Source organism: Arthrobacter sp. SRS-W-1-2016 (assembly GCF_002009585.1).
Classification (GTDB): Bacteria; Actinomycetota; Actinomycetes; order Actinomycetales; family Micrococcaceae; genus Arthrobacter; species Arthrobacter bambusae_A.
This window is the reverse complement of the sequence record NZ_MTPV01000006.1, coordinates 73,104-97,658: the sequence shown is the minus strand read 5'-3', so window position 1 is coordinate 97,658 and position 24,555 is coordinate 73,104. Positions and strand designations below refer to the sequence as shown.

The following is a 24,555-nucleotide window of genomic DNA, read 5'->3' as shown; positions in this document are numbered from 1 at the left end:
AGTCGTAATGAAGCGGCGTTCAATTGTGAAATATGCGGCAGCTGCCGCAGTCCTATCGCTGGGCCTGACCGCATGCGGCGGCAGCGGCGGCAGCGGCAGCAGCGACAACAAGGCAGCAGGGACCGTCCGGGTCACGCTGGCCAACCATGTCTGGACCGAGGGAATCAAAGCTGCGATTCCGGAATTCGAGAAGTCCACAGGGCTCAAGGTCGAACTCACCCAGCTAGGCGAAGACCAGCTCTCGGATCAGTACAACGTCAAGCTCAACGCAGGCAGTGACGAGATTGACGTGATGATGTACCGCCCGCTGCAGGAGGGCAAGGCTTTCGCCAAGAACGGCTATCTCGCCGACTTGACCAGCAAGGTTTCCCAGGATGCCGGCTGGGACTGGAAGGATTACCAGGATGGCCCGGTCAAGGCAAGCACGGTTGATGGCAAGGTGGTCGGCGTCCCCATCATTACCGAACGCGAAGTGCTTTACTACCGCAAGGACCTGCTGAAGGCCGCGGGCCTTGAGGTTCCCAAGACCATGGACGAGCTCCAGGCCGCAGCCCAGGCTATCTCCACCTCCTCGCCGGGCACCGCGGGTTTTGTGGCCCGCACCAACAAGTCCGCTGCCGTCACCCAGTTCTCCAGCTTCCTGTACAGCTTCGGTGGCGATTTCGTCGACGCGAGCGGCAAGTCGGCCGTCGGCAGCGACGCCGCCAAAAAGGCGTATTCGTTCTACGGCGGCCTGATCAAGAACTACGGCCCGAAGAACGTCAGCACCGACATGAGCTGGCCCGAGGCCATGGCGATCTTCACCCAGGGTAAGGCGGCCTTTTACACCGAGGCGGACTCGCTCTACAAGAACGCGACAGACCCGGCCAAGTCCAAGGTTGCCGACAATGTCGGCTTCGCAGCCCTGCCCGCTGGCCCGGCAGGTTCCAAGCCTTACAACATCGCCTCGTGGGGCTTGGCCGTCAATAAGGCCTCCACCAACCAGGACAACGCCTGGAAATTCATCCAGTGGGCTACGAGTAAGGAACGCACCCTGGCCGCACAGAAGGCCGGCGTGCCGGGAGCGCGCTCCTCGGTCTGGGCTGATCCGGCAGGTACGTCGACCTATCCGAAGGACCTTGCGGAGGCCATCGCCGCCAGCGCCAAGAACGGCGTCGGGCACGACCGTCCCGAGGTCATCACGGTAGGCAAGGCCCGCGAAATCGTAGGCACACCGATCGTTTCCACGATCACCGGAGCCGATGCCTCGGCGGCAGCTGAGAAAGCCAACAGCGAATTCCAAAAGTTCCTGGACAGCGAAAAGAAATAGCCTTAGTGCCCGCCGGCCCGGCCGCCGTCTGGCCGGGCCGGCCTTTCACCCCCAACTCTTAGGTGAGCCATGTCTGTACAAACTGCTCCCCCCGCCGCGCCTTCCCGCCGCGCCCTCCGCGCTCCCGGCGCCCGTGAGCCTTTCTCGGCTTGGGCCAACCGGCACCGCAAGTGGCTCTTCGCGGCCCCTGCCATGATTTTTGTCGGGATACTGATCGTCTTCCCCCTCGCCTGGACGCTTTACCTGAGTCTGACGGATTCACAAGGTTCCGTCCGGTCCGCCTCGGAGTTTGTAGGGCTGCAGAACTACGTCACCGTCCTCGCAGACGCGGAACGCTTCTGGCCTGCCGTAGGAAGAACCCTGTCCTTCACCGGCGTTGCGCTGGCCTGCGAAGTCGTGCTGGGTATGGGCATCGCCCTGCTGTTGTGGCGCCCATTTCGCGGCGAGCGTTGGGTGCGAGTTGCCATCCTCCTGCCGCTCGTCGCCACTCCTGTGGCCGTGGGTATGATGTGGCGGCTGATCTTGGATCCGAACATCGGCTTCGCCAACCAGTTGCTGGGCCTCGTCGGCGTTCCACCGCAGCCGTGGCTGTCCGGGCAGGATTCAGCGCTTCCCACCACCATCTTCATGGACGTGTGGCAGTGGACCCCCATGGTGGTGCTCATACTTCTTGCCGGCCTCACGTCCTTATCCGATGAACCGGACGAGGCCGCCCGGGTGGACGGTGCCAACGCGGTCCAGCGGTTCTTCTTCGTCACCCTGCCCCTTATGATGCCCACCCTGATCGTTGCCATACTGCTGCGGGGCATTGATGCGCTGAAGACCTTTGACATCCTGTATGCCACCAAGGGCAAGGGCGGCGGTTCCTTCCACGAGGTAGAGACCCTGAACGTCTACGCCTACGGACTGAGCTTCGACTACAACCAGTACGGGTTGTCCTCCGCAGTTTTGATCCTGTTCTTCATGATCATCATCGGCGCCATGTGGCTGCTGACCATGCGCAAGAAAGCGGTAAGTAAATGACCGTCCTGACCGAATCCCGCACCACCGGCTCAGGCCCCCGAACGGCTAATCGCCGTCGGAAGCCGGTACGCACCCGTGCATACAAAATGTTCCGCGTGGCTGCGCTTATTGCCGTGGTGCTGTTCCTCGTCGCGCCGCTGCTCTGGATGCTGCTGGCCTCCCTCAAAACCAACGTGGACATCTACGACGCCGGCAAGTCCTTCCTGTTCACGCCCACGGTCGAGAACTACGCGAACGTGCTGCAGCGCAACAACTACTTCGTCTTCATTTTCAACAGCTTCTGGGTGGCGTTCGTCTCAACGGCGCTCTCACTGATCCTCGGAGTCCCTGCCGCCTACGCGATGAGCCGCTTCACCATGCATCGCTCAGCCCTCGTGGTCCTGATGGCCCGAGTTATCCCGGGCGTATCGCTTCTGGTGCCTTGGTACTACGTCTTCTCGAACTTGAAGATGGTCGGCGGGTTCGAAGTGCTGATCCTCAGCCACATGTTCGTGGCTCTGCCGCTGATCGTTTACATCATGATGAGTTACTTCGACTCCCTGCCGATTGAGCTCGAGGAGTCGGCCCAAGTGGATGGACTCACGCCGATCGGCGCGTTCCGCCGCATCACGCTGCCGCTCTCCGTTGGCGGCATGGCCACGGCAGGAATCTTGTCGTTCATTTTTTCTTGGAACAACTTCATGTTCGCGTTGGTTCTCTCGGGTTCCAAGACAAAGACCCTCCCGGTCGCGATCTTCGATTTTGTGTCCTATGCCAGCATCGACTGGGGCGGGCTCATGGCGGCGGCCACTGTAGTCACCATCCCGATCATGATCATCGCGCTCTTCACGCAGAAATACATCGTTTCCGGCATGACTGCCGGCGCGACCAAAGGCTAGGCGCAGCATGACGCGAATCAACAGGATCGAAACCTTCCTTGTGCCTCCGCGCTGGTTGTTCGTCCGGATCGAGACCGAGAGTGGAATCGTCGGGTGGGGAGAGGCCAGTTGTGAGGGTCGCAGTGAAACGGTGCGGACCGCCGTCGAGCAGCTTTCGGAGGTGCTTATTGGAAACGATGCGCTCCGGATAGAAGATCACTGGCAGGTCATGACCAAGGGGTCCTTCTACCGCGGCGGACCGATCCTGGCTAGCGCGGTTTCGGGCCTGGACCAGGCGCTTTGGGACATCGCCGGCAAGCATTTCAACGCTCCGATCCATCAGCTCCTGGGCGGCCCCGTGCGTGATCGGATCCGGATGTACGGCTGGGTGGGCGGCGATGAGCCAAACGAAGTTGCGGATGCCATTAGCGCCCAGCTTGAAGTAGGCCTTACTGCGGTCAAGATGAACGCCAGCGGCCGGATGAGCCCGGTCGCCTCAGTAGCGGAGATCGACGGCGTCATTCGCCGGGTTGCCGCCGCCCGCGAAGTTCTGGGGGACCATCGCGACGTGGCGGTGGACTTCCACGGCAGGTTCAGCCTCGCCAACGCGCGCCGGATTGCTCCGCTGCTGGAACCGTACAGGCCCTTCTTCCTTGAAGAGCCGGTGGTCCCGGAAAACACTCACCTCCTGCGCGAATTCACCTCCTCCACCACGACGCCGGTCTCAACGGGCGAGCGTCTCTACAGCAGGCAGGAATTCCTGCCTGCGCTGCAGGCGGGTATCGCTGTGGCCCAGCCGGACCTCTCCCACGCCGGCGGCATCACCGAGGTCCGCAAGATCGCTTCTCTGGCCGAAATCTACGAGGTCCAGCTCGCCCCGCATTGCCCTTTGGGCCCGCTCGCCTTGGCGGCTTGCCTGCAGGTGGGCTTCGCGACGCCCAACTTCCTGATCCAGGAGCAGAGCATCGGCATTCACTACAACCGGGGTGCCGAGGTTCTGGACTATGTGCTGGACAAGGCGCCGCTGAAGTTCGTGGACGGGCACATTGAACGCCTGACCGGGCCGGGCCTCGGTCTCGAAATCGACGAGGCCGTGGTCCGCGCCGCCGACAAACAGGGGCATGCATGGCGCGGTCCCGTGTGGCGCCATTCCGACGGCTCCTTCGCAGAATGGTGAGGGACATGACTCCAGAACAGTTTCTTGACGGACTCAGCGAGTCCAGGCTCGTGGCGATCGTGCGTGGTACGGACGGAAGCGCAGCGGCGGAAGCCGCACTGGCTGTCATGGAGGAGGGTTTTTGCTACGTTGAGGTCGCCCTCACGACGCCGGACGCCCTCGGGGCTATCACGCGCATCCGTGCTTCCGCACCGGAGTCCTGCTTCGTGGGAGCCGGAACGGTTCTTACGGAGCATGACGTGCATGACGTGGTCGCGGCCGGCGGCCAGTTCATTGTCACGCCGGCCCTGGCCGGGTCCATCGAGGCCGGTGCCAGCCTCGGGCTGCCTGTCCTCGCCGGCGCGTTGACCCCCAGCGAGGCGCATGGGGCGATGACCCGCGGCGCGACCGCGGTGAAGCTCTTCCCGGCCTCGCTTGGTGGCCCGTCGTACCTCAAAGCGCTCCGTGACCCGTTTCCACGGACCCCGTTCGTCGCGGTCGGCGGCGTCGGTCTCAAGGAAGCTCCTGCCTTCTGGGAGGCCGGCGCCATCGCAGTTGGCCCGGGAGGGCCGCTCGTCGGAGACGCTGCGTCCGGCGGTGACCTAAACGCCCTCCGCGACCGCGCCCGTGCTTTCGTTGCCCTTGCTGCGCGTCACGGGGAAGGCAAGCGGCCTTGAGTGCCGCCGTCGACCTCCTCACGTTCGGCGAATCCATGGTCTCGCTGAGGAGTCCCGGCCCGCTGTCGGCGGGCGGGAGCCTTGGCATGCACGTCGCCGGAGCCGAATCGAACGTGGCCGTTGGCATAGCGCGGCTCGGCCACACCGTGACGTGGGCCGGGGTTCTGGGGGCAGACCCGCACGGTGATTTCATTCTGCGACAATTGCGCTCCGAGGGGCTCGGCGTGCGGCACCGGGTGGACCTGACCCGCGGCACCGGGGTCATGTTCCTCGAACAGCGCACAGCGGACATCAGCCGAGCCTACTACTACCGGGCAGGTTCGGCCGGTTCCACTCTCCGAAGGGACGACATTGAGTCGGCGCTCGACGCCGGTGCCAAGGTCCTGCATCTGACCGGGATCACTGCCGCCCTGGGACCGCTGCCGCTGGAAGCCGTGGAATACGCGGCTGAACGTGCCGCCCGGGAAGGGATTCTGGTTTCTTTGGACGTCAATTACCGCAGCAAGCTTTGGTCCCGGGATGAGGCGCGCACGGCCCTCGCCCCCATCGTCCGGCACGCCGGGATCGTGATTGCTTCCGAGGACGAACTTGATCTGCTCAATTCCAATCATGGGTCCCCGCGGGGCACCGGAAATGGCGGATCAGGGGCAGAGGCTTCCATGGCGGCCGGACTCCTGGATCGCGGAGTGCGGGAGGTCGTGGTCAAACGGGGAGCAGATGGAGCGTGCGTCTACACCGCCGCCGGTTGTCTTGAGAAGCAGGCAGTGCCCGTCTCCAGTATTGACACAGTGGGGGCCGGCGACGCCTTCACCGCCGGTTACCTGTCCGCACTGCTCGACGGCGACGACCTTGCCGAGCGTCTGCAGCGCGGTGTCCTGGCCGGTGCTTTCGCGGTCAGCACGGCGGGCGACTGGGAAGGACTCCCCCGCAGAGGGGAACTGGGGCTGCTGGGCGATCACTTGCTCGGAAACACCCAACGCTAGGTTGTCCTGGTGAGGGTTGGAACCGGCACGGCGGTGAAGTGGCTGCGGTGCGGAAAGACCCCGGCGGGGGGCGAAGGTAGTAGTGGACAGGGGATAAGCAGTAACACATGCTGGACAGGCCCAACCTCGCCAACCGGATCGAGGGGACCCACTCGCCGCAAGGAATTGTGAAGCGCTCGTCACCTTGTGGCCAGAAGTTCGCCGGTGTGCGGGTGGCGGGCGACTCGACGAAGGCAAAATGAGGGTTGTGCGCACAACCCCAGACCCGCAAGGCGAATGGTCGCTTTCATGCAGTCCCGGTCGGAACCGTAAAGTAAGTAGGGTGACTAATCTGATCAGCCCGTCCGAAGCCTGGCAGCGCCTGCGCGAAGGCAACGAACGTTTTGTTTCCGGGGCCGCCCTGCACCCGAACCAGGGCGCCTCGCGGCGCAGCGAACTGGTGAACACCCAGAACCCCTTCGCGGTCATCTTCGGCTGCTCAGACTCCCGCCTGGCCGCGGAGATCATCTTCGACCTCGGCCTCGGTGACGCCTTTGTGGTCCGCACGGCCGGGCATGTGCTCGACGACGCGGTCCTCGGTTCCCTCGAGTACAGCGTTTCGGTGCTCAATGTCCCGCTGATTGTTGTCCTGGGACACGACAGCTGCGGCGCCGTGACCGCCACCAAGGACGCAGTGGAGACCGGGCAGATGCCCCCGCGGTTCATCCGGGATCTTGTCGAACGCATTACCCCCTCGGTGTTGACGTCGCTCCGGGAAGATAAAACGGACGTCAATGACATGGTCGTCGAACACGCCAAGCAGACCGTGGACCGGCTGCTAGAAAGTTCTCAGGTGATCTCCGCCGCTGCGAACAACTCCTCCACGGCCGTGATCGCCGTCGCGTACCGGCTCGAAGAAGGCCGCGCGCAACTCGTCACGGCAGGAGTCCTCTAAAGCCGGCGACGTGATTTGGCCACGACGGCAGGATACTGGCCCGGCTCATGCAGGAACACGGGGCCCAGGTGTCGTATTCAACCGGAGCACACACGTCGGTGCGGGCCGGCGCTTAGCAATTGGTGACGAAGGTTCTTGAGTGCTGAACTCCTCAGCACGGTGCGGGCTTTCGAAAAGTGCCGAGGAGCCGTTGGCCACAAGGGAGTGATTGCCTGTAGTCCGGCTAATCCTTCCAGCCCGCGAAAGGTTCGGCTTATGCGACAGTCGACGGAATCCAATGAGGGCCGGTCCCGGCGGTCTAGCTCACGGTAGTGCCGTCGGCCAGGCTACTAATTCTTCCTTCGACCGAAGCCCCATCCAGGCGCCGATGACCACCGTCTGCAAATAACCTCCTCAGCGCTTGCAGGACTCGTCGCCACAAACTGCCCGCTGAGGTCAGGGCACGGGCGTGTCCAGGTTGGCGGGGAAGGCGTACGTGGCCGGGACTGGTACGGGGGAGATCCCCTGTACGAGTGCGATTTCTTCCTTCGGGTGCAGGACGACGGTGTCGGGTTTGTCCTCCGATCGGGTGCCGTTGACAAACACCGACCAGTCGCCGGCGGGGTGGCCGCCAAATGCTCGCCTGTTCCTTCGTTCGCCAGCAGCGGCAGGCCTGTGTCCCGGATCGGGTTCGCGGCGCGTAGGAGCCCGGGCCCGAACCAGGACACCACGGCGAGGGTGAGACCGAGAAGAATCAGGGCGCTCAGGCCGTGATCGCGAGTCCGTAATGGTCCGGGCGTATCCGTCCCGGCGTCCTGGCCATTGTGCAGGGGCCGGCTTTCCTGCCGCGCGGGTTGCGGGGGCTGGCTCCGGGCCGTTCGTTGGATGCTCATTGTGCCGGTTGTGGGCTGGGGCGCAGTGACCGGGAGCACCCAGCGCTAGCCTGCCGTTGTGAGCGCGCCGGTGATATTGGCACGGGCCTGTGGTGGCTGCGCGGGGTGGCAAGCCCCGTAGGGATCCCCGGTGGGGATCGAAGACAGCGGCGGACGGGGATACTCTCCCGGTCCGCGGCTCCGGTGGTTTTGGTACGCCCCGCTTGACTTGCAGCGCGGCGCCAGCCCGATCGACAGACACCTCCTTCGCCGGCAGGTGTGGTGAAGCGGTCCCAAGCTGATGGCCCGGAGTTGGGACTCCCACCCGAAAGAGCGAGGGACACGCCGGGGGCTAGGAAACCACCGGCTGCACTATCAGAAAGCTCGTCAGGCCTTGCGCCCGCTCCGCGCGGCGACGATCGCCTTCGGGGCCGACGGATCATCAACTCCGGCCCCACCGATCATCGGGCAAGACGCTCGCGGGATCCTCGACGGGCTGCCACCCATCAACGCTCCAGGGCGCTGAACCTGGCCGGGTCAGGCGGCGGGTTAAACACGACGGCGCACGACGGCGCCGCCCCCCGCGGTGGGGAGCGGCGCCGTCGTCCGTTAGCGGACCGCGGTGCTACGGCATCACGTGCTCGTGGGCCGCGATGTCGAGGCCTGCTTCGCCGGATTCCGCAACCTCGTTTTCGGCCGCGACATTCGTCTTACGCGCGAGAAGCCAGTAGAGCACGGCTGCCACGGGCAGCCCGATGAACAGGGAGATGTCTGCACCACTCATCGCCTCGGCCACGGGACCGACAAAGAGCTTTCCAGCGGAGAAGAAGGGAATCATCACCGCGAAGCCGACGAGGTACGAGATGATGCCAGGCCATCCCCAGCGGCCGTAAATGCCGTTGGGCTTGAAGATCTCGGCGATGGCGTAGTGGCCCTTCCTGACCACGAAGTAGTCCATGAGGTTCACTGCGGTCCAGGGGATGAAGAAGTACAGCACCAGCAGCAGGAAGTCGTTGAAGTTGGCCAGGAAGTCCTCGGAGGCGATGTTGGCGAGGACCACGGAGATCGCGGCGGTGATAGCGATGGTGACGATCCGCAGCTTGAGGGTCGGCTTGATCTTCTTGAGGCTGTCGATCGAGGAGATGAGGGTCAGCGAGCCGCCGTACATGTTCAGCGCCGTTACGGAGACGAGGCCGAGGGCAGCGATGAAGAGCGCGATCGAGCCGAACCCGCCGAAGAGCTTGTCCGCCGTCGCCTGGATAGATCCAATGGTGTCGAAGTCCTTGCCCGCGGAAGAGGCAATGAACGCTCCGAGGAACATCACCCAGATTCCGCCGAGCGCGCTGCCCCAGAAGGTGTAGCTGAACGTTCGGCGTGCGGCGCTCGGGGGAAGGTACCGGGAGTAGTCCGAAACATAAATCGCCCAGGAAATCTGGTAACCCGCGGCAACGCCCAACTGGGCGAGGAAAGGCACCGGCTGGAAGTCCCCGAGGTTAAGCGCGCCGGCAGGGAGGTCGAGCCTGGTGAGTGCCGCTATGGTCAGCAGTGCGAGCATCGCGATCGTGAGGTACGTCAGATAGCGCTCGAAGCGGTGGATCAGGTCATATCCGAAAAGGGCGACGACGACGGCAACGACCGTCACGACCCAGAACCAAAGGTTGTCCGAACCGACGTGAACGGAGCCGGCGATGGCCTGCCCGGCCAGCACAGTGTTGAAGATGTTGAAGCCGGCGTACTGGAGGTAGGCGAAAAGCCAGACCAGGAGAGCGCCGACGTATCCGAATTGCGGGCGGGACTGGATCATCTGAGGCAGACCCAGTTGAGGCCCTTGGGATGAGTGGGCCGCCATGAAGAGGGTCCCGACGAGCACGCCGACGGCGATCGCGATCAGGGACCAGGCCAGGTTGCCGCCGGTGGTGACGCCGATGAGGCCCACTGCCAGCGTGGCGATCTGCGCGTTGCTCATGAACCACAGTGGCCCAATACTGGAGACTTTTCCGTGTCGCTCGTCCAACGGGACGTAGTCGATAGAGCGGACCTCAAGTCCGCCGCTTTGGGCTTGGCCCGTTGTTGAGGTGGTCAAATTCCATCTTTCCTTGAACTCGAGTCGGCCCTCTGGGATCCGATCGCCGGCAGTAATGGCAGCCGCGCACATTGTGGTCTGCACAACATTCGAATAGAGACTAAGGGGGCCAGAAGCCAGCTGAATATGTGCGGTTGCACTGTCGGGCTACCTCGGTTCTAGGCAGGCGCACCGTTTGTAACCGTGGCGTGCAACCTATGTATTCTCATTGTGAACAATGCCGAGGCGCGATAAGGAGCCAAGTCATCGTTGATCATCACTCACAGGGAAAGTGTCAAACAAACCTTCAGCATTCCCTCTTGGGTGCCTGCGCTCTGTAGATGGGTCCGGGCCAGTTCCAGTACCCGCTCAAACTTCGGGTCGACGAACCCGATCAAGGTGCTCTTGTAGGGCCTGAAGGGTGCCGGCATGTGATCGTTGAAGAGCCGCCGGGGACTGGGGTCGGGGGGCTCTGTGGCGTGGGGTACTTGTCTGCTTGCGGGCACTGTCAGGGCCTTGCTCCCGGCGCGGTCCATCGTTCCCCCTCTTCCCTCGATTTTTCTGCGTTTACGAATCTAAGTTCGGCCAAGATCACCTGCGATGCCGGCGCTCGTCCCCGGTCGGCGCAGCGGCAGCGTTTTTAGGGGCGTCCGGGGTGGGACGTGGTTTGGCTGCCGGGCGCGGGCGCAGGGACAGGGGTTGCGGGCGCGGACGCAGGGACAGGGGGTGCGGGCGCGGGCACCGCTGGCTGGGGCATAACCGGTGCAGGGTGTGCCGGGTGTTCGGTGACCGGGGGGCCATGCCGGCCAGAGTTGGTTTGAGGACCTGGCACAGTTTCGTCCCGGTGCGGGACGGAGCTTGCCCGCGGCGTCGCTGTGGGTCCGCCCGGCACGGCTTTGCCGGGCGGTGTCGGTTGGCCGGACGTAGCGGGTGCGGGGCTGTCAACGGGCCCCGGTGTGCCTGGTGGCCGGTCGTTCGGAGTGGACGTGAGGGTGTTGATGAGGGTGGTGACGGTCTTTTGGACGGTGTCGCGAAAATCCGGGTTCACGGCGGCGGCGGCTGCGCCGGCTCCCACGGTGAGCGAGAGCGCGGTGGCGGCGATGACCAGCCGGGTGTGCCGTTTCCGGCGCCGGGTTTCGAGGCTGGAGAGGGTGCCTGTTTCCGGGGCCATGGTTGGTCCGGTATCCAGGCTTGCCAGCAGGGCGGCGAATTCACCCCGGGGTATCGGCCGCGGGCCGTGCGCGACGCCGCGGACGTGCATCAGGGCGGGCTTCAGTTCTCCTGCGTCGGCGGGGTCCATACCGGTTTCGGCCAGCAGGTCCTCGACGATCTGCCGGTCGTGCACTTCTTCGGCGCTGCGGAAATCATTGGTGGTCACGATCTACCCTGGCCTTTCGATTCCTGCTGGGCTTCCTTGAGGCGGGCCAGCGCGCGGCGCTGCAGTTGCTTGATGGCGCCCGGTGTTTTGTTCATGATCCGGGCGGTGGACTCCAGGGACAGTTCGGCGATGATCCGCAGGGCGAGAACCTCCCGGTAATCTTCGGTCAGGTTTTTCAGCAGCGCGAGTCCATCGGCCATCCCCTCGAGGGCCTGTTCTTCAGCCGACTCCGTGAGACGAGGATCCCAGGCGGGGTCATATTCAATCGAGACCGGTGTCCGGCCTCTGCTGCGGTGGGAATCCACGGCCCGGGCATGGGCGATAGTGAAGACCAGCGTCCGCAGCCCTGCTGGGCCGCCCCGGAGGTCCCCGAGTCGCGGGTAAAGGGCCAGAAAAACGTCCTGGGTCACAGCCTCGGGATCCTCCACCCCGCGGGTCCGCAAATACCCGCAGACCCCGGGCGAGTACTCCCGGTAGGCATCAACGAACAACGCATCCGGGTCTATTCGTGCCAAACCCGTCCCGTCTGTCACCGATGTCTTCACCAACCACCCCCGGCAGCCACTCTATCCAACCAGGCAGGACGGTCCGGACCCGTCGGCCCTTTCCACGCCTTCGCGTGCTGCTGGTCGGGGACGCCCCCAGTGGCGTCCCCGACCAGCAGCAAATGCAGGCAACTTCCCCTACGGCCGGCCGGCCGTGGCAGGCTTGTGCGCGGTGCCGGCGGCCTGCTGCGGTGTCGCCGAAACGACTTCCTGGGCCGGCAACTGCGGCGCGGACGGGACAACTGCCTGAACGGGCAGCTTAGGTGCTGCGGGGACGTGTCCGGCGGCGTCGGCAGGAATGTGGGCGGTGGCCGCGCCAGCGCCGGTTTCGGCCGGGCGGTGGCTTGCGGACTCTCCCGGTGAGACAACGGCGGCGCAGTAGGCAGCGATGTCCGATGCGCCGGAGGCTGCGATGGTCAGGGACCTGTAAGCGGTCGATGAGCTGTCCAGTCCGCCGCGGGTGAAGGCCTGGCAGAGCCCGTAGGCTGCCGGTCCCGTTGCATCAGGGCCGACCGGGGTCGCCGAGGGGCTATCCGTGGCCGTTGCCTTCTCGGTGGCTTCGGTGGTGGTGTCCGTGGGGGTTGCCCGGGTTGCCAGGGCGGCCGAAGCTGCCGGCGCCGGCGCGCCGACCAGGTTGTGGGCGCTCTGCTGCAGCGGTGTGGGCAGGCTCCCGGTGTAGGCGGCGGCAGCAGTTCCCCCGACGGCTAGGGTTCCGGCGGCCAGTGCGCCGGCGGCGACCTTGCTGGTGAGCAGCGCGGTGAAGAATGACATGAGACCTCCAAGGCCAAACAAAGTGAACACCCGGAAGGGTGCAGGGTCCCAACCCCTGGCTATGTAATCGTTACTGAGACCCGAAAAGTTACGCCCGGCCGGAAAAGTTCTGCCGGCCACAGTCAGCCAAACAAGAGGATCTAACCTGCATGGTAAGCCCGGGCCTTCATACGGGTACTGCCTCTTTGACCACAGAGGCATCCACCGTCTCGTCACAGGGCCTCAACAAGCCCCTCGGCTGCAAGAGCGTGGGCCTTCCAGGTGCGGACTTCACTACCGACCCACGGTATCTACTACCGGATGCGACGTCCTGCGGAAATGCGGCCGATCGAACTTGGGAGCTTCCCGCGCACATTGGACCCGCGTGAGAGAGTGACCAACCGTAGCCATCTCGGCGATGAACATGTTCGCGTTCGCCCGCTTCGAATGCGAAGGGCAAGAATTTTGTCTTTGCGTTGCTGGTGACAGGTCTGATGATCCCTGGAATCGTCGTTATACACCGGCGTGGATTGCGAAAAAGTGAAGGGCCCGACGCTCGCGTTCCAGGTTCCGGTTCAAGGGTCCCGACGGGAGCGAGCCGAGGGCGGTATCGCGCAGAAGCCCGGATTTCCAGGTCGACGGCGAGGTGTGTTTTGCCGCTGCTTGAAGGCCCGGGCAGGACGATCTTCTTGCCCTTCGGTCGGCAACCCGTCCTGCTCAGATGGGCGATCGGCGTGCGGTCCGCGTACGGTGGACGGTCGACCTGGATGTGTCTGGCAAAGGCGGTCAAGGAGCGATCGAATCCGGAATGCTGAGGGCATCCGGTGCCGTCGTTTTGGGTGAGCACCTGGCGTCCGGACAACGCACCGCCAGGGTGGTTGATGCCGTAGCCGGTGGTCCTTCGTGTCCGGTTCAGGCCTTCGTTCTTATGTGCGCAACGCCGGTCTTGGGTTGCTGTGCTGGCAGCGCCTTCCGGGCGAGTTCACCCGCCGGGCGGGTCAGTTGTTGGGAAACGCGTTGCTGTACCGGTGCATGAATGCCGCCATCGCGTCCCGGTTCACCGGGCTGCCGGGCCTGAAAGTGCCGTCGGGGTATCCGGTGCTGATCCCGGTGGAAGCCAGCCAGCTGATCTCCTTGTAGAACGGGTCCGTCGTCGCCACGTCGGTGAATGCAGACGTGGCCGGGGGCGCGTAGCTCGGCGACCCGGCGAGGCGGTAGAGGAACGCGGCCATGGCGTCCCGGTGCACAGAGTCGAGCGGTCGGTAGGTGCCGTCCGGGTAACCGGTGGCGATACCGTTGGTCGATAGCCAGCTGATTTCTTTGTAGAACGGGTCCGTCGGTGCCACGTCGGTGAACGGGGATGTCGTCGGAGGCGTATAGGCAGGGGAGCCTTTCAGCCGGTACATGAACGCGGCCATCGCGTCCCGGGCCACCGGTGTGGTGGCCTTGTACGTTCCGTCGGGATATCCGGTGGAGATCCCGACCGAAGACATCCAGCACATATCCGAGGAGAACGGGTCGACGACGAGGACGTCGGTGAAATTGCACTGCCGCGGGGCGATGGCGCGCAAACCACGGAGTGTTCCGGTGCCGGTGGGGCCGTCGTAGCCGGTCTGGGCGTTGCAGAGGTAGGCAATGCTGCAGGTGCCGTTGCTGCCGTTGCCGGGATCGAACAGGCCGGTGGGTGCCGTGTAGGGAAGTTTGGCAGGGTAATCGGTGGTGGGCTTGCCGGTCAGCGCGTAGGCGGCGGCGATGATGGGAGCGGCGGCGCTCGTGCCGCCGATGACTTCCCAGCCGTTGAGGCCGTTCTGGTCCGGGATGCTGTCATAGATCGAGACCCCGGTCGAGGGGTCCGCGACCGCGGCAATGTCCGCTTCCGTCCGACTGCTGCATCCTGGGTCGCGCTCCCAGACGGGTTTGGTTTCGTAGGCCGAGCAGCCGCTGCCTCCCGCGTGCCAGGCACTCTCGGTCCACACGCCGGTGTCCGGGTTCTGGACCAGGCTGGTTCCTCCGACAGCTATCACGTCGGGCGACGTGGCCGGGTACTCCGGTCCGAAGTTGTAGCCGGCGTCCCCGGTGCTGACTGTGATCGGGATCCCGGGATGGTTGTAGTAGGCCTTGTCGTAGGCTGGTTCGCTGTTGTATTCGCTGTTGCCGTAGCTGTTGGAGACCGCATTGGCGCCCAGGCTGACCGCGGTGTTGACTCCGCGCCCGAGGTCATCCATGTACGTGGAGTCGGTTTCGACGAGCAGGATATTGCAGCCCGGGCACGCGGCGGAGACCATGTCCAGGTCCAGCGATATTTCCTGCGCCCAGCCTTGGTCCATCGCCGGGTAATTCGTTCCGCCGCGCTGGTCGACCTTCCGGAAGCAGCCGTTCGCGGTGGTGCAGGCCGGCAGGCCGTACTTGCTGCGGTAAAGGCCGAGATCGGACTCGGCATTCGGGTCATTGTACGAGTCGACGACGGCCACGGTTTTACCTGTTCCCGCCGCCCCGCCGGGCAACCCGTAGGCGGACTGAAGGTCGGCCGGAGCGTAGCCGTAGGGGGAGATGTCCGGGCTCACCTGCCCGCTCACGTCCAGGTCGACCACCGAGTTGCAAGCGGCCCGGCCGGGTTGGGCGGTACCGCATACGGGTGCATGGCGGTGGCCTTTGAGTTGGGCTGGCACCTGCGCGCCGTGGCGGTCCGGTGACGGGTTGCTGTCCGCGGTGGTGGATGCCGCCGTTGCGGCGTGCTCCGAGGCAAAAGCCGCGGTCGGGACACTGAGGTTCAGTCCCAGCACCAGGAGCGTTGGCAGCGCTAGCGCCGCGAGTCGGGAAAAGGGGATGAGTGCGCGCGAGGTCACGACGGCGTTTTCGGTTCTTCTGCGGGTCGGTGAGGTCATGGTCGCTGCCTAGCCATGGAAGGTGTTGCGGAAGCGGTAGAGGAACGCGGCCATGGCGTCGCGGTGCACCGGGTCCAGCGGCCGGAAGGTCCCATCCGGGTAGCCGGTGCTGATACCGGTGGAGGCAAGCCAGCTGATCTCTTTGTAGAACTGGTCGGTGAGGCCGACGTCGGTGAACTGGGAGGTGGCCGGTGGGCTGTATGCGGGTGATCCTTGGAAGCGGTAGAGGAAGGCTGCCATGGCATCCCGGTTTACCGGCTGGCCCGGCTGGAAAGTTCCGTCGGGGTAGCCGGTGGCTATCCGTGTGGACGCGAGCCAGCAGATTTCCTTGTAAAACGGGTCGGTAGTGGCGACGTCGGTGAACGGGGAGGTGGCCGGCGGGGTGTAGGCCGGGCTGCCCGCGTATCTATAGAGGAAGGCAGCCATCGCGTCGCGGTTGACGGAGTTCAGCGGGCGGTAGGTGCCGTCGGGGTAGCCGGTGGACAGGCCTGTGGAGGCCATCCAGCTGATCTGGCTGTAGAACCCGTTGTCTGGTCCGACGTCGGTGAACGCAGAGCCGGCGGCGAACCGTGAGAGCTGGTCCAAGGAGCCGTTGAAGACATCCTGGTCACCCGGGAAGGCGCCGCTGTCGGCGTATTGCCAGAGAGTGTAGTTGCTCCAGCTGGCCGGCATCGGCCCTGCCGAGGATGAGTAGTTGGCGATGAACAGGGGTTCGCTGCCGGAACCGGAGCTGTTGCCGGTGCATTGGCTCCACCAGTCCGTGGTGGTGTAGATCGCCGGCGGACGGCCGGTACGGGCCTGCATTGTGTTGGCGAAGTCAAGGATCCACTGGGACATGGCTGCCTGGCTCAGGCCGTAGCAGATACTGCCGTACGGGTCATATTCGATGTCCAGCAGCGGCGGCAGCGTGCGGCCGTCGGGGGACCAGCCACCGCCGTTGTCGGCGAAGAAGTTCGCCTGCGTCTTGCCGTCGGATAGGTCCGGGCGGGCGAAGTGATAGGCGCCCCGAAGGAGGCCGGCGTCGTACGAACCGTTGTACTGGCTGCCGAAGTAGTTGTTGGTATACCCGGTGCCCTCGGTCGCTTTGACGTAAGCGAATTTCGCACCGTTGGCGGCAGAAGCGCCCCAGTCGACGGTGCCTTGCCAGCTGCTGACGTCCATGCCCGGGGCGCCGACCGGGGCAGTGGAAGCAGTAACCGATCCCGGCAATGTGCCAGATGAGAGCTGGTGGGCGCGGACGGTCGAACCCATGGCGTGATTGCCCTGATCAGGGCTGCTCGAGAGACTCGAGAGAGAGGGTGTGGCGTCTGCCGTTGCCACAGGGATTCCGGCGGCGAGACCGAGGACGGTCAAGAGGGTGAGGACTGGAAGATTGACGATTCCGCGGCGGCGCGCAGCAGTAACGCGCAGCGCGGGGCGCGGCGAAGGGCGGTCGCGGAACATGGTGTGAGACCTCTCCGGGCAACCCGGGTTTGAAAAAAATATGACACATGTGTAATCGTTTGCCGGCCTATCAAAGTTACGCCTTGATAAAAAATCATTTTGTCCCTGCCACAGGCCGGGGCAGTTGTCGAGACACTGAACGAAGGTCCACCATCCGCGTATCGCCCCTGCTCGGACGTAACCCATTCAGAAAGGAGCAACTCTCCCGAAGCATCAGGGGCGGAGCGAAGTCTTTGGCCGAGGGCTGGGTAGGCCGTCAGTAATCATGAACGGCCCCTTTTGACGATTTTGTAACGGCATCCAACACCTCCACGATCAGGTGTTACTTCGACCGGTTGAATACGGCCTGGGTGCTGGTCTATTTATTGTCGTTCGTGGTTAAGTAGGGGCCTGCGGCGGGGAACCCGTCGCTGTCGTGACTATGGCCCCGCGTCAAGAACCGGTTTTTGCTCGCCTCAAAGGGCGACCAGCAGCTGATCTTCGCGGACCGGGCAGGGAGCCCGAAGTAGTCGCTGCAGATGACACCGCCTTCGCTAAGACGTCCCAGCAGGCACTGTGGATCACCGACCCCGACCGCACACGGTGCTCTCTCCGTGACCGGCCCTTTTGAGGCCGGCGATGCCGCTCGACCGTGCGAGTGGATCGCTCCGTCGGCAGTTGAGCGAGCACTCGGACACCTGTGGCGAACTCCTCAGGGCCCTGCCGGAAGCGGCTTCCACGAGGTAGTTTCGTTCCTCCACGGACGTCTTCGTACTTGACCGCGCCAAACTCGGGCCTGGGGTGGAAGTGATCCCGTTGGTGATGATTCACGTGTCAAGCACCATCGTTGGATCTTGCGACATCTAGTTTCAGGGGATGCACGTGCTTCCCGCCGGGACGCCATGGAACGGATCGGCGACACGATCGGGGGAGCCTCGGATCTGACGCAGGTCGAGTTGGCTGCACGGCTGCGTGAGCCAGAACAGGGTCTCTCGTATCGAGCACGGTGACATTGATCGCGCCCAGGTCGACACGCTGCGGCAATATGTTGACGCAGTCGGTGGCCGGCTTCGTGTCGAGGTTGAACTCGGCGACGAACGGATCCAGATCGCCTGACCCGACAGCCCGTTCCTGTGCTCGGTATGTTTCCAAGACTTTCGAGTGTTTTCAAGCCCCGGAATGCGGTTCGAGTCCCACCTCGGGCACAGTGTTTCCGCAGGTCAGGGGCCCTGTTTGGCCCCTGACGGTTGACAAAACTTGACCGTTTGCACTGGTTGGTTTTCCCACCGCATCAATCGTATCGGTAGGCGGGACGATTGATGCGGCGGGACTTGCCATTCCGCGCTCTCCCATGCGGCCTTGGAAATCGTGGTGACGGCGCCAGCCCGAAGCTGGAAAAGACGCTGCCGGAAGTACTCACACCAAAATAGATCGCCAGCCGTGGCAAGGGTCCTGGTCAACCCCGACGCTAACGCCGCAATCGTGACCGCGAGCCGGCCCGAGCATCTCGATGACCCTGTCAAAGCCGCCGAGCTGATCCTGGACCGGGAGATTCTCGACCGGATCGACGGCGGCTGGGCGACGTCATTGAGCGGAACCCCGCCAAAGTCGAATCCTTCCCGGGACGCGTTTAACTCCGGCCTGCATGGTCCAGGACCTGGTCCTGGTGACTCGTGAACGGGAAATTGGCCTCGGTTCTCCACTTGATCGAGCGGGAGACCCGCTCATTGCGGCTTCGCCGGGTGCCAGAATTCATCGGGCACCCGGCTTTATTGGGCTTGGTGGGCGCGGATCAGTCGTTGAGGGCTTTCCGGACTGCGGTTGCCAGTTCGACGGAGTTTGCCTGGTCGGAGTGGATGCAGATGGTATCCGCCCTGACTCTGACGGTTTCGCCCGTGACTGAAGCTATGGCTCCTTCCTCCAGGTACCTGTGGGTGCGTTGAACGGCTTGTGCTATCCCGGATACATGGCTTGAGCGGTTGACGATGACGGTGCCATCGGCGTTGTAGTCAAGGTCGACATACAGTTCGCCGACGAAAGGGATTCCCCGGCGTACCGCGGTTGTTTCGTGGCAGGTTCCCGGAAGTCCGTAGACCGGCACCTTGAATTGCTCTGCGACGTCGCAGAGGGCGTCCATGAGTTCCTCGCTTCTGGAGAGCATGGCGAACAGGGCACCGTGGGGCTTGATGTGGTTAAGAGGAACCCCTTCGGAGTCGAGAAATCCCCATAATGCGCCAACCTGGTATCGGACCAGGTCCCGGACCTCGTCTTTCCGCAAAACCATTTCGCGTCGTCCGAAGCCCACGGGGTCCGGCAGGCCGGGGTGGGCGCCGATGCGGACACCGGCGGATGCTGCCGCAGTGACGATGCGGTTCATGGTGCCGGGGTCACCTGCGTGCATGCCGCAGGCGACGTTGATGGAGTCGACCAGGGGCAGCAGTGCTTCGTCGTTTCCGAAGGAATGGATCCCGTAGGACTCGCCCATGTCCGAGTTGAGTGTCAGCTGGGGGATCAAGGTCTTGCCTTTCACGCTTTCACCTGGGACAGGCTGGGTGCCCTGCGTGCTGACGTGGCCTTCTCGACCCCGTGTGCCAGTCCGAGCAGTTGCGGTTCGGAGTAGGGCAGCGCCATGATTTCCAGCCCGACGGGCAGTCCGCGGCTGGTGAATCCGGCGGGAACTGTGATGGCGGGGAACAATAGTTGGGAGGCGATGACGGTGTTGGTCGGGTAAGTCAGGCAAGTCCAGCGGTCGGCGAAGATGTCCTCGTGGCTCGGGGCTGCGAGTTTGACGTCCGGGAAGCAGATGGCGTCAAGCTTCTGTTCGGCCATGATTCCTGCCACCAGTCGCTGGAAGTCGCCTTGGAGGGCCACCCGGTCCGGGTACGTGGGGTCGTCTTTTGCCGTCGCCGGACCGGTCGCAATCCCGACGAACAGATCCAGCTTCTCGTGGAACTTGCCCTCCGCGTGAAGCTGTTCGATCGAATCGATGCCGAGCTCCGGCCGTTTGGCGATGAAGGCGTTCATGTCCTGCCGGGACCGTGAGAAGTACACCGAAGTGTCGGCGACGTAGTCGTTCAGGTTCGGTACTTCCACATCGACGAGCTGGGCTCCTGCCGCTTCCACGGCAGCCAGGGCCTGGCGGACGACGTCGTTGACTTCCGCCGATTCTGCGTCCGAATCGCGCCCGAAGGCCTGGCGCAACACACCGATGCGTTTGCCTGTGAGACCGTTCTTGGCCACGGCTGCGGCGTAGGTACCGGAGTGGCGGGCAATGGCGTACGCCGCGGTGTAAGGGTCTTTCGGGTCGAAGCCGACAAGTGCATCCAGGACGACGGCGGCATCCGTGACGGTTCGGGTGATGGGCCCGGCCGTGTCCTGCGGCACGACGAGGGAGGACATCCCGGTCCGGCTGATCAGGCCCGGCGTTACGCGGAGTCCGACGACGTTGCAGAAGGAAGAAGGCAGTCGGATGGAACCGCCGGTGTCTTCGCCGATGCCCACGAGGGCGAGGTTGGCGGCGACGGCGGCTGCGGAGCCGCTGCTGGATCCGCCCGGGTCGCGGGCAAGGTCGTAGGGGTTCCGGGTGATCCCGCTCCTGGAGGAAGTGGAGAACCAGGATGTGGCGAAGTCCGGCATGGTGGTCTTGGCAAGGATGATCGCGCCGGCTGCGCGCAGCTGGGCGATCGCGGTCGCGTCCTGGGCGGCTGTGTAGGCGCCGGTCGCGGCGCTGCCGAAGCTCGTCGGAATTCCGGCGGTTTCGATCTGGTCTTTGACCACTACCGGAACCCCGTGGAGCGGTCCGGAGAGCTTGCCGTTCGCGGCGAGGTACGCGTCCTGCGCGTCGGCCTCTTCGAGGGCGGTGCCGGAGACGGCGACGATGGAGTTCAGTGCCGGCCCCTCGGCGTCGAGGGTGCGGATGCGTTCCAGGTATGCCTCGACGAGCTCCCGCACGGTGAAGGTTCCTGCGAGGAGTGCATCGTGGACCTCGGCGATGGTCAGTTCTTCGATGGTTGTGATGGTCATGGTGAGTCCTTGGTGGGTTCTGGTTCTTATTTGGAGGAGTTGGGGCGGCGCAGTCTGAGTGCGGGCCGGATTCCGGGGAGCCGGGTCAGGGCGGCGATGATGATGATGCCCTTGATGATGTTCTGGTAGTACGAATCGATGTCCAGGAGGTTGAAGCCGTTCTGGAGGGTGGCGAGGATTGCCACGCCGACGGCGGTCCGCCAGATGGCACCTTTTCCTCCAGTCAACGATGTGCCGCCGACGATGACAACGGTCAGGACATCGAAGACCAGGTTCGGGTTGAGGTTGGGCTGTGCCGATCCCAGTTGCGAGGCCGTGACGACCCCGGCGATGCCTGCGCACAGCCCTGAGAGCGTGTAGGTGCTGGCCACGACGCCGCGGGTCCGGATACCCGCGAGTCGGCTGGCTTCCTGGTTCCCTCCGACCGCGTAGACGGATTGCCCGTAGGGCGTGAATGCCAGGATGCAGCCGGCCAGCAGAAGCAGCGCGACCAGGAGCATTCCCGAGTACGGGATGCCGGCGAGCCGCCCGCTGCCGAGTTCCTGGAACGGGGCGAAGCTGACGACGACGGCCCGGTTTCCCGTGATGACCAGCGTGGTGCCTGAGATGATCAGGGAACTGCCGAGGGTGGCGATGAAGGGGTTGACTTTCAGCCCGGTGACAATCCATCCGTTGACGAGCCCGGCCACGATACCGGCCCCGGCGGATGCGGCGAACGCGACGATCGGGGCCTCTGTCCGGCCGACGGTCGCCGCGATGACGGCCGTAAGGGAGTAGATGGCCCCGACGGAGAGATCGAATCCGCCGGTGATGACCACGTACGTCATGCCGATTCCCATGATGGCCACGGGGGCCCATTGGCTGACGATGTTCATCAGGTTTCCGCCGGCGAGGAAGCCCGGCTGGGCGAAACTGATGAGGAGGACCAGGACCAGTAAGGCCGCCACGACGCCGAAACGGCGCAGGGTTGGACCTATCCGTGGCGTCCGCGCGGGCACGGACATCCGGGTGTTTCGAAAGGTTGTCGTGCTCATGATGTTGCCATATCTGTTGTTGTGGGCCCGATGCTTCCGGGCGCCGGTGCGGTGTAGGTGTGGGTGAGGATGTCCTGGACCGTAGACCCTGCCGGCAGTTCGCCCACCGCCCGGCCGGAGGCCAGGACGATGATCCGGTCGCTGTACCGGGTTACCTCGTCCAGGTCACTGCTGCACCAGATGACGCAGAGCCCCTCGTCGGCGAGCTGGCGGACCGTGGCAAAGATCTGGGCTTTGGCGCCGATGTCGATGCCCCGTGTTGGTTCATCCAGGAGCAGGCAACCGAGTCCGCGGTCCAGCCATCGGGCCAGCACGAGTTTCTGTTGGTTTCCGCCCGACAGGGTCCCTGCGGGACCGTTCAGCCGGCTCGGGTCGAACCCCATCCGTGCGGCGCCGGGACTTGCCCATCCGGCCAGCGCGCCGTTCCGGAAGGGACGTCGGCCCGATGCCTTGGCGAATTGGCCCAGGGCCACGTTCCAGGCCGCGCTCCGGTCCAGAACCAGGGCTTGGTCTTTCCGGTCCTCCGGGGCCAGCGCGATCCCGCGTCGGATGGCGTCCCGGGGGGAACGAGGCCATGGAACCTGCTTTCCATCGAGTGTGAGGGTTCCGGTTGTTTGGCGGTTCGCGCCGGCCAGGGTCCGCAGCAGCCTGGTGCGTCCCGAACCGACGAGTCCGGCCAGGCCGATGATCTCGCCTTCGCGGATGTCCAGTGTTGGCAGATCGACCCCTGGGGCCGTCAGCCCGCGGACGCTCAGGGCGATCCGGCCTTTGGTGTGCGCCGGGGCGGTGGGCTGGACCTCGGCCGGGGTGCCGCCGAGCATCGCGACGATCAGGGAGGGTTTATCCCAGTCGACTGATGGTCTGCTGTCGATCACGGCGCCTTCGCGCAGCACGGTGATGCTGTCGGCGATGTCCAGGACGTCGTCGAGATTGTGGGAAATGTAGACAACCGAGCATCCGGCGGAGGTGAGTTCCCTGATGGCTTTGTGGAGCGAACGGCTGTCTTCCGGGCCGAGCGAGGCCGTGGGCTCATCCATGACGATCAGGCGACGGTGGCTGGCCAAGGCCCTCATGATTTCTAGCATCTGCTGGTTGGCCGTGGACAGGTCCCCGGCCCGGGTGCCTGGGGGTATGGAGGTGCCGGCTGCTGCAGCAGCCTCCCGGTACTGAGCCAAGGCCGCCGGGCGGTCGATGAAACCAAACCTCCGCGGTGACCTGCCGAGCAACACGTTGGCCAGAGCTGTCATTTCCGGGACGATGGTCAGCTCCTGGTAGATCACCGCAAGCCCCGCGGCGGCAGCCTTGCCGGGCTGCCCGCCGTCGAGCTCCTGACCCCAGATGCTGACCGTTCCGCTGTCCTGCCCGACGGCGCCGGCCACGGTTTTGATCAGTGTTGACTTTCCAGCCCCGTTTTCCCCGACGAGAGCATGTACTTCACCTGCCCTGACTGTGAGGGAAACGTTCCTCAGGACCGGGATGTCCCCGTACTGCTTGTTGATGCCACGGACGACGAGTGCGTCGGCAGCGGGGGATGGATCGTGGGTGCGCATGTCAGTACTCCGGGTGGAATTTGCTTGCATTGGCTGCGGTGATGAAGATCGAGCCGGGGCCCTGCGTGACGGCGGGTGCCTGAGCCAGGTACGCGAAGCCGGGCGTGTTTTCACCGCTGGAAAGTGCACGGACCAGTTGGGCGACACCGTAGGAGGATTCCTCGTACGGAAGCAGGACCGATGTTGACGTCCACGCCCCGCCGGTTACCTTGGCCACGCCTGCATTGGTGCCTCCCACGCTGTAGATGCGGACGTCCTTCCCCGGGGTCTTCCCGGCATCGCGAACGGCCTGCTCCACACCGCGGGTCATGTCGTCCCAAGAGGAAATCACGAGGTCGATCTTGCCGTTCGCGCTGATCGCGTCCTGGACCACCGAGAGGGCTTTGGAGGGGTCGAAGTTTCCTGGCTGGTCGGAGACAACTTTGACGTTGGGGTATTTCGCGGCCGCTGTCTTGATGGCGGTCTCCCAGCGGGTGAACAAGTCGGATCCGACGAAGCCTCCGACGGCGATCGCATTACAGGAAGCCGTGCAGGACTTGAAGGCGTTTTCGACGTGCTCGGTGAAGAACTGGGTGGTCTGCATGCCGACGAATCCGGCAGTCTCCGGCGTGTAGTCGGGGTTGCCGCACATGGGGCTGTTGATGGTGGTGACGGGCTTGCCGCTGGCCTGCAGCAGGTGGAAGTCCGAGCATCCGGGGGCGTCGGCCACGGGCGAGAAGATGTATCCGTCGAACCCTCGCTGCACGGCGTCCTGGACTTGCTGCAACTGGGCGGCCGTGTCGAAGTTCGCGTCAAAAACGGTCAGCTCGACACCCATTTTGGCGGCCGTCTCCTGAGCGCCCTTCAGCCGGGTCTGGCAGTAGGCATTGGCGGCTGCGCATTCTGCCAGATAGGCCACCTTCTTGCCCGCGGGCGCCTTGGTCCCGGCATCGACGAACTTCAGGGTATTGCCCATGGCTTCGGTGCTGGCCGCGGCCCCGGATGTCGTGGCGGTGGCCGGGGAATCGCTTGCAGCTTTGGGAGGTGCGGTGCATGCGCTGAGGGCGATTGCCGACACGAGTGCAGCGATCCCCAACGCTGTGCTGATCTTCAGAGTCATCGGTTTCTCCAGGGGTT

The 24,555-nt window shown here is 64.3% G+C and carries 21 protein-coding genes; 9 read left to right on the top strand and 12 right to left on the bottom strand.

Annotated features, from left to right (window positions below; genetic code table 11):
* Positions 1-7 precede the first annotated feature (7 nt).
* The 7 genes from BMF89_RS02000 (at position 8) to BMF89_RS01970 (ending at position 6,939) form a co-directional block, all read left to right on the top strand.
* Positions 8-1,309 (top strand): sugar ABC transporter substrate-binding protein, encoded by a 1,302-nt coding sequence (locus BMF89_RS02000; RefSeq protein WP_078105415.1) that lies wholly within the window; start codon positions 8-10, stop codon positions 1,307-1,309.
* Between the two features lie 69 nt (positions 1,310-1,378).
* Positions 1,379-2,332, top strand: coding sequence for a sugar ABC transporter permease (locus BMF89_RS01995; RefSeq protein WP_078105414.1), 954 nt, complete (start codon positions 1,379-1,381; stop codon positions 2,330-2,332).
* Between the two features lie 86 nt (positions 2,333-2,418).
* Positions 2,419-3,210, top strand: coding sequence for a carbohydrate ABC transporter permease (locus tag BMF89_RS01990; protein ID WP_253190662.1), 792 nt, complete (start codon positions 2,419-2,421; stop codon positions 3,208-3,210).
* 7 nt (positions 3,211-3,217) lie between these two features.
* On the top strand, positions 3,218-4,366 hold the full coding sequence (dgoD, locus tag BMF89_RS01985) for a galactonate dehydratase (RefSeq protein ID WP_078105412.1): 1,149 nt from the start codon (positions 3,218-3,220) through the stop codon (positions 4,364-4,366).
* Between the two features lie 5 nt (positions 4,367-4,371).
* Positions 4,372-5,022: a bifunctional 4-hydroxy-2-oxoglutarate aldolase/2-dehydro-3-deoxy-phosphogluconate aldolase gene (locus BMF89_RS01980; RefSeq protein ID WP_253190657.1), complete on the top strand. Its 651-nt coding sequence runs from the start codon at positions 4,372-4,374 to the stop codon at positions 5,020-5,022.
* The gene (locus BMF89_RS01975) at positions 5,019-6,005 is read left to right on the top strand and encodes a sugar kinase (RefSeq protein WP_253190656.1); all 987 of its coding nucleotides are present in this window, start codon (positions 5,019-5,021) and stop codon (positions 6,003-6,005) included. The genes BMF89_RS01980 and BMF89_RS01975 overlap by 4 nt, the downstream gene beginning before the upstream one ends.
* A gap of 322 nt (positions 6,006-6,327) precedes the next feature.
* A complete protein-coding gene (locus BMF89_RS01970; RefSeq protein WP_139359507.1) occupies positions 6,328-6,939 on the top strand; it encodes a carbonic anhydrase in 612 nt (203 codons plus the stop codon).
* Positions 6,940-7,374: 435 nt separating this feature from the next.
* Here BMF89_RS01970 and BMF89_RS21820 read toward each other — a convergent pair whose 3' ends face one another.
* The 7 genes from BMF89_RS21820 to BMF89_RS22700 form a co-directional block, all read right to left on the bottom strand.
* A complete protein-coding gene (locus BMF89_RS21820; RefSeq protein WP_171983373.1) occupies positions 7,375-7,524 on the bottom strand; it encodes a hypothetical protein in 150 nt (49 codons plus the stop codon).
* 891 nt (positions 7,525-8,415) lie between these two features.
* Positions 8,416-9,873 carry a cytosine permease gene (locus BMF89_RS01965; RefSeq protein ID WP_216353775.1) on the bottom strand — a complete coding sequence of 486 codons (1,458 nt, stop codon included), beginning with the start codon at positions 9,871-9,873 and terminating at the stop codon, positions 8,416-8,418.
* A 619-nt stretch (positions 9,874-10,492) separates the two neighbouring features.
* The gene (locus BMF89_RS01955; RefSeq protein WP_078105408.1) at positions 10,493-11,230 is read right to left on the bottom strand and encodes a hypothetical protein; all 738 of its coding nucleotides are present in this window, start codon (positions 11,228-11,230) and stop codon (positions 10,493-10,495) included.
* A complete protein-coding gene (locus BMF89_RS01950) occupies positions 11,227-11,745 on the bottom strand; it encodes a sigma-70 family RNA polymerase sigma factor (RefSeq protein WP_253190655.1) in 519 nt (172 codons plus the stop codon). The genes BMF89_RS01955 and BMF89_RS01950 overlap by 4 nt, the downstream gene beginning before the upstream one ends.
* Before the next feature lie 168 nt (positions 11,746-11,913).
* A complete protein-coding gene (locus tag BMF89_RS01945; protein WP_078105406.1) occupies positions 11,914-12,546 on the bottom strand; it encodes a hypothetical protein in 633 nt (210 codons plus the stop codon).
* Between the two features lie 977 nt (positions 12,547-13,523).
* Positions 13,524-15,410, bottom strand: a complete 1,887-nt coding sequence (locus BMF89_RS01940; RefSeq protein ID WP_078105405.1) for an S-layer homology domain-containing protein — start codon at positions 15,408-15,410, stop codon at positions 13,524-13,526.
* A gap of 9 nt (positions 15,411-15,419) precedes the next feature.
* The gene (locus BMF89_RS22700; RefSeq protein WP_078105404.1) at positions 15,420-16,853 is read right to left on the bottom strand and encodes a GH25 family lysozyme; all 1,434 of its coding nucleotides are present in this window, start codon (positions 16,851-16,853) and stop codon (positions 15,420-15,422) included.
* A 951-nt stretch (positions 16,854-17,804) separates the two neighbouring features.
* Here BMF89_RS22700 and BMF89_RS01930 point away from each other — a divergent pair.
* Both BMF89_RS01930 and BMF89_RS01925 read left to right on the top strand, forming a co-directional pair.
* Positions 17,805-17,948: a helix-turn-helix domain-containing protein gene (locus tag BMF89_RS01930; protein WP_216353774.1), complete on the top strand. Its 144-nt coding sequence runs from the start codon at positions 17,805-17,807 to the stop codon at positions 17,946-17,948.
* A 324-nt stretch (positions 17,949-18,272) separates the two neighbouring features.
* The gene (locus BMF89_RS01925; RefSeq protein WP_078105403.1) at positions 18,273-18,509 is read left to right on the top strand and encodes a hypothetical protein; all 237 of its coding nucleotides are present in this window, start codon (positions 18,273-18,275) and stop codon (positions 18,507-18,509) included.
* A 115-nt stretch (positions 18,510-18,624) separates the two neighbouring features.
* Here BMF89_RS01925 and BMF89_RS01920 read toward each other — a convergent pair whose 3' ends face one another.
* Genes BMF89_RS01920 through BMF89_RS01900 form a run of 5 tightly spaced genes read right to left on the bottom strand, consistent with a single transcriptional unit; the run spans position 18,625 to position 24,538 of the window.
* The gene (locus BMF89_RS01920) at positions 18,625-19,362 is read right to left on the bottom strand and encodes a 5-oxoprolinase subunit PxpA (protein ID WP_253190654.1); all 738 of its coding nucleotides are present in this window, start codon (positions 19,360-19,362) and stop codon (positions 18,625-18,627) included.
* A complete protein-coding gene (locus BMF89_RS01915) occupies positions 19,359-20,855 on the bottom strand; it encodes an amidase (RefSeq protein WP_078105402.1) in 1,497 nt (498 codons plus the stop codon). Before BMF89_RS01915 ends, BMF89_RS01920 begins: the two co-directional genes overlap by 4 nt.
* 26 nt (positions 20,856-20,881) lie before the next feature.
* The gene (locus BMF89_RS01910) at positions 20,882-21,889 is read right to left on the bottom strand and encodes an ABC transporter permease (RefSeq protein ID WP_078105401.1); all 1,008 of its coding nucleotides are present in this window, start codon (positions 21,887-21,889) and stop codon (positions 20,882-20,884) included.
* Positions 21,886-23,439, bottom strand: a complete 1,554-nt coding sequence (locus BMF89_RS01905) for a sugar ABC transporter ATP-binding protein (protein WP_171983372.1) — start codon at positions 23,437-23,439, stop codon at positions 21,886-21,888. Before BMF89_RS01905 ends, BMF89_RS01910 begins: the two co-directional genes overlap by 4 nt.
* A 1-nt stretch (position 23,440) precedes the next feature.
* On the bottom strand, positions 23,441-24,538 hold the full coding sequence (locus BMF89_RS01900; RefSeq protein WP_078105399.1) for a sugar ABC transporter substrate-binding protein: 1,098 nt from the start codon (positions 24,536-24,538) through the stop codon (positions 23,441-23,443).
* Positions 24,539-24,555 lie beyond the last annotated feature (17 nt).